The sequence below is a fragment of the Caballeronia sp. HLA56 genome, assembly GCF_054655155.1.
The window spans coordinates 2,308,742-2,320,909 of sequence record NZ_BAAHOB010000005.1 but is presented as its reverse complement, the minus strand read 5'-3'; the positions used below and the strand labels follow the sequence as shown (position 1 = coordinate 2,320,909).

The window sequence follows — 12,168 nt, the reverse complement described above, 5'->3', positions numbered from 1 at the left end:
CGCGGCCTTGGTCGTGTTCGCGTTGTTATGGGGCGGGTGGCCCTTAGCGAGTTGGAACAACGGGGGCGGAAAGCCACTCGCGGACGGCGGGGCTTACGGGATGCTCTGCCAATGCTTGTTTCTCTGGCCGCTTATGCTGCTCGGGCGTACGCTGCAAGTGGTGCTATCTAACTCGACGCGAGATAAACTCTTCCAATTAAGTGCCGCTGACCTGCCCGTTTTTCTAAGACCACTGCGTTCTAGCAATAACGGCTTGGGTTGAATTGGTTTCTAAGCGCTGGCGATACGCCAGCGGCGTGTCGTAGTTCAAGCTCGAATGCGGTCGAACCTCGTTGTAATGCCGTCGCCAGTCGTCAATCACGATCTTGGCTTCAATCCGATTGCGAAACCATTCCATAGCAAGACATTCGTCACGGAATTTACCGTTGAAGCTTTCGTTCGTGCCGTTCTGCCATGGCTTGCCGGGATCGATTAACGCCGATTCGATCTTCTCCGATACCACCCACTTGAGCAACGCTGCGCTGACGAATTCGGGGCCGTTGTCGCTTCGCATATAGCGTGGCGCGCCGTGAACGCTGATTAGCTTGCTCAGCACCTCAATGACTCTGGCCGATCGGATCGAGCCAGACACATCTATGGCCAAACATTCACGCGTGTACTCGTCGACGACCGTCAGACACTTCAGTTGCTGGCCGTTGGCACACGCGTCAAAGACGAAATCGTAACTCCATACGGCGTTGCGAGCGCTCGGAGCAAGCGGTCGAGGACGCGAACCGGCAACGCGGCGTCGGCGTCGTTTGCGAGGCACTTGAAGACCGGCTTGCGCCCACAACCGGCTGCACCGCTCCTTGCCGATGACGATCCCTTCGCGGCCCAGCATGATGCGGATGCGCCGCGAGCCGAAGCGGGGATAATCACCCGAGAGGCGTCGCATCATCTCCACGATCGGGCCGTTCTTGCCCGGCATGAGGCTGATGTAACCGAGATTGGCGCGACTGACGTGAATCAGCGCACACGCACGTCGTTGGCTCAGCCCGCGCGAAATGGCATAGCGGGCTTGCTCGCGGCGTGCCTGTGCGCTTACCATTTTTTTGCGGAAATCTCCCTCATGACCTCGATTTCCAGGTCACGCTCCGCCACGAGCTTCTTCAGTCGATTGTTCTCGAGCTCTAACGCCTTCAATCGCTTGACGTCGTAACTGACCATTTCGCCAAATCGCTTGCGCCACGCGTAAATCGACGCGTCGCTGACACCGTGTCGCTTTGCCACCTCGGCAATCGGCGCACTGTCCGCCTCCCGCAAGATCCGAACAATCTGCTCATCGCTGTATCGACTCTTCTTCATGACGCGCTCCGTATGGATGCGCCGTTATCCTAGATCAATTCGGTCTCAAGTTACCGGGGCAGGTCACGTTGACTTCAGCAAAAGCCGCCCAGCCCCAACGGGTACCTCAAGCTACATGGTTATCAAACAGTTCCTTTCCGGACGCTTGCACAGGGCAGGCCCGAAATGAGTCTCCAAGTATTGGCGTACAGCGTGAAGCGCGAGATACGTGGGCGTTCAGCGAAAACCGCATGACGGGTCAGTCGCGCTTGACTGAAGTGCTTATAGCTTAAAGACTGTAGCTTCGTCCGAAACTATTAGAATTGGAAGGCGAGCGTACAGTCACTCTTCAATCGTAGTAAGTGCTCGGTGTGCACGAGCCTTGGACTCACTAGTTAACCGGTCGCAGGCTACACGCCCGCCGCTGTATTCGATACGAACGTTACTTGGCGTATGAGCTTTCAATCGTCCTTTAAAAATTCCTAACCTTTGACGACCTTCTATAAAACGACTCTGGAAGTGCTTTTCCGAGTCGCTGAATGACTTCCGGCTCTCCCCAGTCGATACGATGCGCGAACAGGGGAACGGGCTAGTCGCGCTGGACGAAGCCTACGACTCAACAAAGGTGACTCGAGGTCCGAGGGCACGTGCAATCCCGGCAAGCAAAGCTGGTGGGAGAGTTCCGGCATTCCGAATAGTCAAGGTCCCGGACGCGGTCTCCCATAAGCGCGCGATGGCAGGGAGTCGATTTGACGGAACCGAAGTCGCGTCGACCGACAGGTTTGATCCGGCATGAGCAATGTCGTCGAAGACCTGAGGCGCGATTAACATGTTTTTCCTCCTTTATTTGTTCAGTTTCTTTGAACCATTGTTGAATCGGCCCTGAAGGCGTCGAACGGAGCGCATATCGGCGGCCGCGTACGAATGACTTTTCCTCGATCATAGAACGCCTTGTAATTTTGGGGCTGTTCGTTCTCGGCTCCTGTAAGGAGCGCTGCTAGCTCGGGATCGGAGGCCGGAAGACTGTTCGCATAAGCCCACCCCAGATCCCGGTAGGCACGAAACAATTCCACACTATTGCTGTACGTTGTGAAGGTAGTGCTGTTTTGAGGGAAGACCCATTTGCGCGCCTTGTCGGCTTCCGATTGCTCCTCTTTGGTCAAGACTGGGGCGCCGGGCGGTTCGACAATGGTGTCATGGACGTATTGAATTAGCCCACAGGGATACGCCGCGTTCTTCCCGTCCGCAAAACCTCGTGGATACGCGCCGAGGCATGGCGTTGCTTTGCCGTTCGACTCTTCGCCACCCGTGCGACGGAATACCTCCTGGGTTATGTTGGTCCACTCGTCCTTGTCCAGCGCGGCCATCATGTAATAAATCTTGATCCCATCGAGTTGCTTCGGGAAAAGTTCCTTGTGATCTAGCAAGTTCTCACCTCGAGTTAAAAGATCTATTCGCTTTCTTGTTAACTTCGGATCTTTGCTTGGATCTTCGATCATCCGCACTTCGCCCAACCATACGCGCCGCTTCCAGTTAAATGGAGTGATATTTTCACTGTCTTCAACGGGACTTGCCTTCACATCGTTGGTTCGAGACGCCTCAACCGATTGGATTGATATGAACCTATGGTCTTTGTCCCAGGTGCAGCGCTCGGAAAGGTCGAAGTCAAATCTATCTTGTGATTCCTCTTTTTTGCGAGGATCGCCCTTGAACGTCATTGTGTAGCCGTGTTGTACAAGGTAATAATTAACGGAGCAAAGGGAAGACATTGACATAAAGCCGTCCGAGTTGGGATCGCGGTGCCAATCATTTTCGCCATTCGCAACGATGATATGCCGAACGCTCCGACGAAGCAGCGAAACCATCCCAAGATTGTCACCAGACTGTCCCCCATCAGAAAGATGGATTGTCGGACCTTCGTGCCCTGTGTCGGGATCGTCGTAAAAGTAGAATGGCCACGGAAGGAACGAGTGCTTCACCCTTGACCAGTTGCTCGTGTTGTAATTGATTATGTCGAAGCCCCATCGGAGATTTAGTACTTGGAGCACGGCATTGACAGTAGCCCTTGAATAGCGCAACGAGCGCTGGGCGGTGTCCGCGAAGGCCGCGGACGAAAGCACTGCCATGGGCACCGTTAGTCCCACAAGGTCCGGGGAGCCTCGCACGTAGTGGTAACGTCCAGAACCAAACTCATCGAACGTGATCTCAAAAACGTCAGTGGGAAGGTTGTACGCCTCGCGACTCAAATTAACGCCGACGTTGCCAGAAGTTCCCGTTGCCTGCAGTATCCATTTAGGAAGATAACCGCCGATTTTTCTCTTGATCTCGTCATGGGGCTGAGTGTATATCTCTGCGAGATCCGAAAAAGTAAAACAGTCGACGATCTTTTCGAACGCAGGGTCTCGGGACCCGGCTGGCAGCATCTTACCTGGCTCAGGAGCGTAACCATACGTTCGGACGATTCCAAACAGATAGTCGTACTGGGTAGGGGATAGGCGTTTGCGCCAATCAAAAACAAGATTGGAAAAGTAGTGAATAGGCGCTGCCATTAACGACTCGGCTGCCATTGTTCCGAACGACCGCGCGAGCTTTCCAGTATCACGATCATCCGCCGTATTGACGGAGCGGGACGAGACCAGGATATCCTGGTAGCACTCTACCCATCCCTGATGTACGCCATCCTTCAGGTCCGAACTGATTTTCGTCGGTTCGTACGTTCCAGAGAAAGGTGCATAGCTCGGCGTTGTTAAGTGATAGCAAGCGTCATCCGCCATGTCAGGGAGGCTAAAGACAATGCCCTCATCTCCAGCGTCGATTGACCGAATCTCCACGTTGTAGGGCTGCTTCGATGCCGAATAGCGTGCATCGACAAAGAATCGTCGCAGCCTCGTTTCCTCTTCACCGTTGGACACATTCTTGTCTGTGGCAAGAATGTACGCTTTGGAATACATATAAAATGCACTGTATCCTGAGCCAGACACCGAGGAGAGGTATTCGGTCCTGAAAATCCATGGGGTTGGATCCCCGTCTATGAAACGCTTCAGTACGCCCATTGCAAAGGGCGCTGCCTTAGATCCTCCTCCAGACATAGCCAAACCAATGCTAGGAAGATCCTTGCTACTGGGCTTTAGCTCGCGAACCGCCCCCGACCCGTCCGTACCCGACGTTTCCTCGATGATGCAATCGATATCCCGGTCGTCGTCACATTTCTTAAGAGCGTCGTTTATGAGCGGCGTGACTCCCCCAACGGCGCATCCGGCAAGCAACAACACGTGCAGGGATGCACACAAAATTGCAAGTTGCATTGTCTCGTCCCCAATAATTCGCCGACCGACTAGGGCAATAGTTTCAAGAGGAGGATGTTCACGTTGTGGTTTTGTATGTTAGGAATGGGTGCGGCGAAAGGGTTATCGGTGCTTTCCCGATCCCGCCCCAGGCAAGCTAAAGAACCGCTTGAAAAAATCCACATGAGCGCCAAAAGCCCAGTCGGGGCACTGTCATGTTCACCTCTCCCAATGGAGTTTTTTGATGATGTTTGTCACGCCGCAAGTAGGCCCGGTCCGGCTGGATCGCCGGCGTTGACTCATTTCGGACGCGCAATTGACCTTCCGATGCAGTGACTTCCTGCGAAGGGCCGCACCCGAAACAAGGCCATGACGCTCCATATTGGAGAGTTCATGCGCCGCTTCCTGCTTCACGTGCAGCCGCCAGGGGCTATCGAATACGGCACTCTGGGCTGTAGCTGTTCGCCACTCCGGTGCGCCGCCCAAATCTGGGAACGATTCGTCGTGCTCGGCAGGCGTTCAAACTCATGCCATAACTACACGAGCCGGGTCGTTGTCGAACGACTTTCGTCTGGCGGCACTCCGGTGCATATTTCACGAGCGGCGGCTGCAATGGTGGCGTGGGAATTCTTTTGCAGGCGTGGCGAGCCTCCTAGACCGGGCGGCAGAGTCGAACCCGCGCATCTCACTCTCGATCGATGTTGCCCTTGGAAAATCCTTCATGCCGTTGCTGAATTTGGGCCTTACACGTGCAAGGTGCCGATAGCTCCAAGCAGTCTCTACCCGCAGCTCGTTGGGCTGGTATTTCGACAGCAGCGGTAAACACACGCCGCGCTTGCTCTGCAGGCCCAAGACGCTTGGGTAGGATCGCCAGTTTTGTCACTGCCTCCGTCGGCCGGCTCAACACGCTCGCCTCGCGCGAATAGATCTACAATCGTTCGTCGAAGGTCCCCAAACGCGAGATTGGTGCCATTCGCGTCACGGGTGGGCTAGCTCTGTCTCCCGAAAGCCATAGTGTCTTAACCGTTTAGACTCGTCGGCCACTCCCGGAAGCGGACATCAACCGCACCGCATCGTCAACGACGGTCGTGTGACATGTAGCAGCCGTCCGACGACCGAATGGCGAATGTCGCCAAAGGCCGATCAACAGTCCTTGCTTAGATGCGTCCAAGGTTACTGATTCTGGCCATGAGCAAGTTGATGCCACTCGATGGAGAAGGTATTAAGGCATACATATAGATCGTGATTGTGCATTTTAAAGTTGGTTGCATATGTGAGCCATTGAGAGAATTAGAGTTATCGCAACAGCGACGTTCTCGAATGTGACTGGCCCTCCGAAAATTGGGCTGCGCACCATGATGACCCCGATCAATCGTCCTTTCAAGTATCGAATGCTTCGTCGAATCAATGGGATAAAAGGGGAATTCGTGATCCTCGACGCGAAGTGAATGACTTAATCTGGACCGAGGCGAGTTGACACTTCCATTGCGCTCGGAATGGAAGCAAAGCTGTCACCGCGATCGCGCCTGAGCCCGCCGCTATGAGGCGAGGGTAGTGGCAGATTTATTGTGATCGACGCTTAGCTTGAGCCACGCTCGGCGGCAAGGGACGGCCTATGCCGTGCGCGCCGAACACGCACACGCGACTGTCCGCGACCCTAGGTTCGCGAGGCATGAGCAGGCCAAGTCCGCCACAAACGTGTATCGCGAAGTGTCGTGGAGCAAGTTCCGGCAGATTCTCGGCAACGCGGCGCAGAGCGGCATGTTGATTCTCGTGGTGATCTCTTCGGCCATCGTATTGGGCACGCTGCCTTATATATTCGTCATGATGGCCGTGCTCGCGCTGATCGGCGTGTTTCCCTCGTTATCGACGATGCTGCTCGGCGCTGGCTGATTCGCACGCGCTTCTCGGACGCTTCGAGCGTGCCTCAAGGAGTTCTCATGCAAATACGAAAGCTGTCCGGCTCGTTGGGCGCGGAGATATCCGGCCTCGACCTGGCTCGTGGCGTGTCGCGTGAACAGGCGGCAGCGTTGCGCGGCGCATTTAACGAGCATCTCGTGATCTTTCTGCGCGAGCAAGACCTGAGTCCGCAGCAGTTTCTGGACTTTGCAAATGCTACGGGCGAACCGATCGAATATTCATTCGTGAAGGGCATTGAGGGCTATCCGACGATCATCGAGGTGAAGAAGCTGGAGACGGAGCGCGTGAATTTCTGCGGGATATGGTTTTCGGATACGACATATCTCGAGGTGCCCCCAATGGGCTCGATGCTGCTTTCACGCGAAATTCCGCCGTATGGTGGCGACACTGACCTGCCCGTTTTTCTAAGACCACTGCGTTCTAGCAATAACGGCTTGGGTTGAATTGGTTTCTAAGCGCTGGCGATACGCCAGCGGCGTGTCGTAGTTCAAGCTCGAATGCGGTCGAACCTCGTTGTAATGCCGTCGCCAGTCGTCAATCACGATCTTGGCTTCAATCCGATTGCGAAACCATTCCATAGCAAGACATTCGTCACGGAATTTACCGTTGAAGCTTTCGTTCGTGCCGTTCTGCCATGGCTTGCCGGGATCGATTAACGCCGATTCGATCTTCTCCGATACCACCCACTTGAGCAACGCTGCGCTGACGAATTCGGGGCCGTTGTCGCTTCGCATATAGCGTGGCGCGCCGTGAACGCTGATTAGCTTGCTCAGCACCTCAATGACTCTGGCCGATCGGATCGAGCCAGACACATCTATGGCCAAACATTCACGCGTGTACTCGTCGACGACCGTCAGACACTTCAGTTGCTGGCCGTTGGCACACGCGTCAAAGACGAAATCGTAACTCCATACGGCGTTGCGAGCGCTCGGAGCAAGCGGTCGAGGACGCGAACCGGCAACGCGGCGTCGGCGTCGTTTGCGAGGCACTTGAAGACCGGCTTGCGCCCACAACCGGCTGCACCGCTCCTTGCCGATGACGATCCCTTCGCGGCCCAGCATGATGCGGATGCGCCGCGAGCCGAAGCGGGGATAATCACCCGAGAGGCGTCGCATCATCTCCACGATCGGGCCGTTCTTGCCCGGCATGAGGCTGATGTAACCGAGATTGGCGCGACTGACGTGAATCAGCGCACACGCACGTCGTTGGCTCAGCCCGCGCGAAATGGCATAGCGGGCTTGCTCGCGGCGTGCCTGTGCGCTTACCATTTTTTTGCGGAAATCTCCCTCATGACCTCGATTTCCAGGTCACGCTCCGCCACGAGCTTCTTCAGTCGATTGTTCTCGAGCTCTAACGCCTTCAATCGCTTGACGTCGTAACTGACCATTTCGCCAAATCGCTTGCGCCACGCGTAAATCGACGCGTCGCTGACACCGTGTCGCTTTGCCACCTCGGCAATCGGCGCACTGTCCGCCTCCCGCAAGATCCGAACAATCTGCTCATCGCTGTATCGACTCTTCTTCATGACGCGCTCCGTATGGATGCGCCGTTATCCTAGATCAATTCGGTCTCAAGTTACCGGGGCAGGTCAACACGCTGTTCGCGAATCAGCAGCTCGCCTACGATGCCCTCTCCGACACGATGAAGCGCTTGCTCGAAGGATTGAAAGGGATCAATTCGTCGGCGAAGGCGGACGTGTCGCGCACTCGCAAGGACTGCATCCGCACGAACGGGCGCGGCGAAAAGCCGAAGGATCTGGTGTCGCTGCATCCAATCGTGCGCACGCATCCGGAGTCGGGCCGTAAAAGCCTTTATGTAAGTGTCGCGCATACCGTGGGCATCGACGGCATGACGAGCGACGAGAGCGCGCCACTGCTCGACTTTCTGTTCCGGCATCAGGTGAAGCCCGAGTTCAGCTGCCGCTTCGCGTGGACAGCAATTGCCGTTGCATTCTGGGACAACTGCTCGGCGCAGCACAACCGTGTGAACGGTTATCACAGGTTCGGGCAGGTGATGCATCGGATCACGCTGAATGAAGACCTGCTCGTTAAAAATGTAGAAGCATATGGCCGTTAGACATGCTTTGCGCCGCGAGTCGTTTGGATGCTGGCTGGGCCCCACTGAACACTTTCGGTTCACGGACGCTGGGCAAGCGTGCGAACCAAAGTTCATAGGTCATGCGAATCGAAATCGTACCGATACGGGATGACCCTTATACAATTGCTGTTGCACGGTTCTATTCTTCTTTGAACTCCTTGCGTGTCCATAAGCCACAGTCCACTGCAAGCAACGAAGTCAATAACGAATTCGTCTGAGAAAGGGACCGCCATGCACGAGTCCATGCGCCGTATTAGCGCCAACGCGGAAGCGCTCCCTTTCCGCACGGCCCGGCTTCGCACGCGCCAGCTCTCCCCGCCACGTTGAGTTAGACCACTGAACGCTCTGGTTCCGCTCTTGCCGTGAGCGGAGCGATTCAACACAGGCTTTCCGCCCATGCCGTCACCGCCTTCGCACGCGTGCGTACGGGCGAATTATTGCAATGCGCTTTCTGGACAATCGCCGCGAGCGCGGTTCTGCGCTGTCGTCAGACCGGCATGGCAACCGACATGGCCTCGGCTGTCCGGAGGTGATGCAACAAGCGGAGCGATCGTGACTACGACTCACAATGAACCTGTTGAGCCATCCGCGCGCGTCGTCCGGGCCAATGTGGCTTTGGAAAAAGAGGAAGAGAAGTCGAAAAGCGCACGAGCCACTCAAGGTGGCGATGTTGCGGACCGCGGGGATCGGGTGGGTCTGGCGCTTTCGGGAGGCGGAATTCGGTCTGCGACCTTCTGCCTTGGCGTCATTCAAGCATTTGCCCAACGCGACAAGCTCAAGGACGTCACTTACCTTTCCACGGTTTCGGGTGGCGGATATATAGGATCGTGGCTTTCTGCGTGGATTCACCGTAAGGGCTTCAGCGTCGTCAATCAGGCACTCAAGCTCAACTCGCCGCGCGACGGCGGATACGTCGAAGCCCCGGAGGTGAGCTGGTTACGAAGCTACAGCAATTATCTGGCTCCAAAGCTGGGCATGCTGTCCGCCGACTCGATGACGCTTGTCGCCACCTGGCTTCGCAATGTCTTGTTGAATCTCTTCATTTTCATCGCGTTTCTTGCTATCTGCTTTCTTATTCCGCGGCTGCTCGTCTGGCCCGCGGAGAAAGCAATGCATCACTACGTCGAGGAGCTTGCTTACGCGTCCGCATGGCTTGGATTCTTTCTTTTTCCAACAGGAATCTCGCTGCACCTGTCCAAAGTCATGAGCAAGAACATGGATGGACAGATCGAACTCGTGAACAGAACCTGGGGTGTATTGCTCCTGGTCATTCTTCCTGGCGTGCTGACCGCGCTGTTGGCGACCTTTCCCCTGTTCTCGCCCATGACGAGCCACCCCGGGCTTCGCGCTCCGAATCTGCTGAGGCTCGCGGCGGTTGCGCTCGCGCTTCTCGCCGCTTCGGGATCGCTATGGTTCGTCTACATGCTCGCTGAGAAGCATCGCCTGGTCGACACCGTAGGTGAGGCGCTTGTATTCCTCATGGCGTACGGTATCACGATTGTCATAGGATTGGGCCTGGTGGTCGGATTTCAGCAAGGCTTTGCGCTGCTCAAAGGGGACGTGGGCAAGCCTCCATATTCTGACAGTATCGTCAGCGCGGCGTTGCTTTCGTTTGGACCGCCTGCCCTCCTGATTACATTCGGTGTCGTCGGGTGGGTGATAGTCGGTCTTGTAGGGCGAGCTTATCGGGAGCGGACGCGCGAATGGTGGGCGCGCATGAACGCCTGGGTCGTCATCGTCGGACTGGTGTGGGTCGGACTGTTTGCCTTGTCCTTCTACAGCGCGTCGATCGCGAGATGGGCATACCATGCAGGGTTGACCTGGATCACCCCCGTGGCGGGCGCTGGCTGGATCGGAAGCCTAATATCGACCCTTGTCGCCAAGCGTGCGCCGGAGGGTGAGCGAACATTCCGCAACCGCGTCAAAGAGGTTGCATTGAATGTTGCGTTGGCAATCGTTGTGGTTGGCATCTTGTTCGGCGTGGCAGCGGGAGTCGGCCTCACTTATGAAGGACTGGCCGCTCCTCCAGAAAACAGCACGCCTCAGCCAACGGCGTCGAAACACTCATCGAATCCAGAGCCCAAGAAAGCAACTGCGGAGGCCACAGTCGTCCTTGAGGTAAAAGGCAAACAGGGAAAGCCGGCAAACATTTCGCTCGCTGAAGAGCCGTCACCCGAAAAGTCGTACGCCTCGCAATTCGAAAAGAGCTTTGAGCTTCAGGAAAAAGGATCGTTTCAGTGCTTCAAGTTCTCCACTTTGGAATTCACTTTCGGTAAAGCCGATCAATGCCGCGAGGGCTTCCATCTACCCATCGATTGGCTGATGTTTGCCGTATGCACGCTTGTGCTCTTCACGTTCGGTTGGCGCGTGGACGTGAACAAGTTTTCTCTGCACAACATGTACAAGAACCGGCTCATACGCTGTTATCTCGGCGCCAGCCGTCATGACAAGAGAAGGGCGCATCCCTTCACGGGTTTCGATGAAGCAGACGACTTGCCGATCGCCGACTTGGGCCGATGCGAGGTCAGCGGGAAACTGGAGGGGCCGGTGCATATTCTCAACGCGGCGCTCAACATCACGCATGGCCGGAACCTGGCGTGGCAGGAGCGCAAGGCGGCGTCGTTCACGTTCACGCCTTGGTACTGCGGCTTCGAAATGGGGCCGAGCACAGGCGATGCAGACGTCTCGCTTGTGCCCGGCGCGAGTGGCATGCGCACAGGCGGGTACCGAAACTCGGACCGATGGGCTTCGACGCGGGAGAATGAGGTTGAGCGCGGTGAGCGCCGGCGTAAGTTCACGCTCGGAACCGCCATGACGATCTCAGGCGCCGCCGTCAGTTCGATCAGCGGCAAGAATACGCGTCCCATGCTCGGGTTCATCATGACAATCTTCAACGCGAGGCTCGGCAGATGGTCGCCGAATCCGCTCTGGACGAAGGGGTGGACACGTTCAGGACCCTCATGGGGACTTCTCTGCCTCCTGAAGGAGCTGTTCGGCTATGCCACCGAAGCCAGTAAGTATGTCTATCTGTCGGATGGCGGACACTTTGACAACACGGGTGTCTACGAGCTCGTGCGTCGACGCTGCAAGACAATCGTCGCCGTGGATGCCACTGCGGACGTGGAGCGAGCGATGGGCGATCTGGCGGACATCGTACGAAAGTGCCGTGTCGATTTCGGCGTGGACATCGACTTCGACTTGTCGGAGCTAGGCACCTCGAGGTCTCAGCAGAGCACGAGCAAAGGCTTCGTCGTGGGATGGATCTGGTATCCGACGAGGCGACACTCATCCATGTTCGGCAATGTCGACACCGCAGATGAAAAGGGGTTCTTGGGAACAATCGTAATCATCAAGCCGACGTTGATCGCGCTCGCCGATCTGGGCGTTGACGTCTTTGGTTATTCGAGGACCAGCGAAAGCTTTCCGCAGCAGAGCACGGTCGACCAGTTCTTTTCAGAAAGTCAGTTCGAGAGTTATCGAAGGCTTGGGGAACTCATCGCGATCAGGTGCCTGCAAGATCCGGCGTTTCCGCTTCACTGAACCG

7 protein-coding genes and 1 pseudogene are annotated in these 12,168 nt (G+C 56.2%); 5 read left to right on the top strand and 3 right to left on the bottom strand.

The features are described 5' to 3' along the window. Positions 1–223: 223 nt before the first annotated feature. Positions 224–1,344 (bottom strand): IS3 family transposase gene (locus ACYQ47_RS30440; RefSeq protein WP_459904298.1). Its coding sequence is split into 2 segments (ribosomal slippage): positions 224–1,086 and positions 1,086–1,344, totalling 1,122 coding nucleotides; the frame shifts between segments, so codons are not numbered across the junction. 830 nt (positions 1,345–2,174) lie between these two features. Next, positions 2,175–4,628, bottom strand: a complete 2,454-nt coding sequence (locus ACYQ47_RS30435) for a hypothetical protein (protein WP_459908453.1) — start codon at positions 4,626–4,628, stop codon at positions 2,175–2,177. A 295-nt stretch (positions 4,629–4,923) separates the two neighbouring features. Between ACYQ47_RS30435 and ACYQ47_RS30430 the strand changes: the two are divergent. From ACYQ47_RS30430 to ACYQ47_RS30420, 3 genes and pseudogenes are all read left to right on the top strand, one after another. Then, a pseudogene (locus tag ACYQ47_RS30430) lies at positions 4,924–5,062 on the top strand (transposase); the annotation flags it as partial. 1,129 nt (positions 5,063–6,191) lie between these two features. Continuing rightward, positions 6,192–6,500: a hypothetical protein gene (locus ACYQ47_RS30425; protein ID WP_459908451.1), complete on the top strand. Its 309-nt coding sequence runs from the start codon at positions 6,192–6,194 to the stop codon at positions 6,498–6,500. Between the two features lie 47 nt (positions 6,501–6,547). Beyond that, positions 6,548–6,970 (top strand): TauD/TfdA dioxygenase family protein, encoded by a 423-nt coding sequence (locus ACYQ47_RS30420; protein WP_459908449.1) that lies wholly within the window; start codon positions 6,548–6,550, stop codon positions 6,968–6,970. Here ACYQ47_RS30420 and ACYQ47_RS30415 read toward each other — a convergent pair. Beyond that, positions 6,932–8,052 (bottom strand): IS3 family transposase gene (locus tag ACYQ47_RS30415; protein ID WP_459904298.1). Its coding sequence is split into 2 segments (ribosomal slippage): positions 6,932–7,794 and positions 7,794–8,052, totalling 1,122 coding nucleotides; the frame shifts between segments, so codons are not numbered across the junction. The two genes, ACYQ47_RS30420 and ACYQ47_RS30415, sit on opposite strands and share 39 nt — an antisense overlap. Before the next feature lie 26 nt (positions 8,053–8,078). Here ACYQ47_RS30415 and ACYQ47_RS30410 point away from each other — a divergent pair. Both ACYQ47_RS30410 and ACYQ47_RS30405 read left to right on the top strand, forming a co-directional pair. Then, positions 8,079–8,603, top strand: coding sequence for a TauD/TfdA dioxygenase family protein (locus tag ACYQ47_RS30410; RefSeq protein WP_459909388.1), 525 nt, complete (start codon positions 8,079–8,081; stop codon positions 8,601–8,603). A 573-nt stretch (positions 8,604–9,176) separates the two neighbouring features. Continuing rightward, positions 9,177–12,164 carry a hypothetical protein gene (locus ACYQ47_RS30405; protein ID WP_459908447.1) on the top strand — a complete coding sequence of 996 codons (2,988 nt, stop codon included), beginning with the start codon at positions 9,177–9,179 and terminating at the stop codon, positions 12,162–12,164. Positions 12,165–12,168 lie beyond the last annotated feature (4 nt).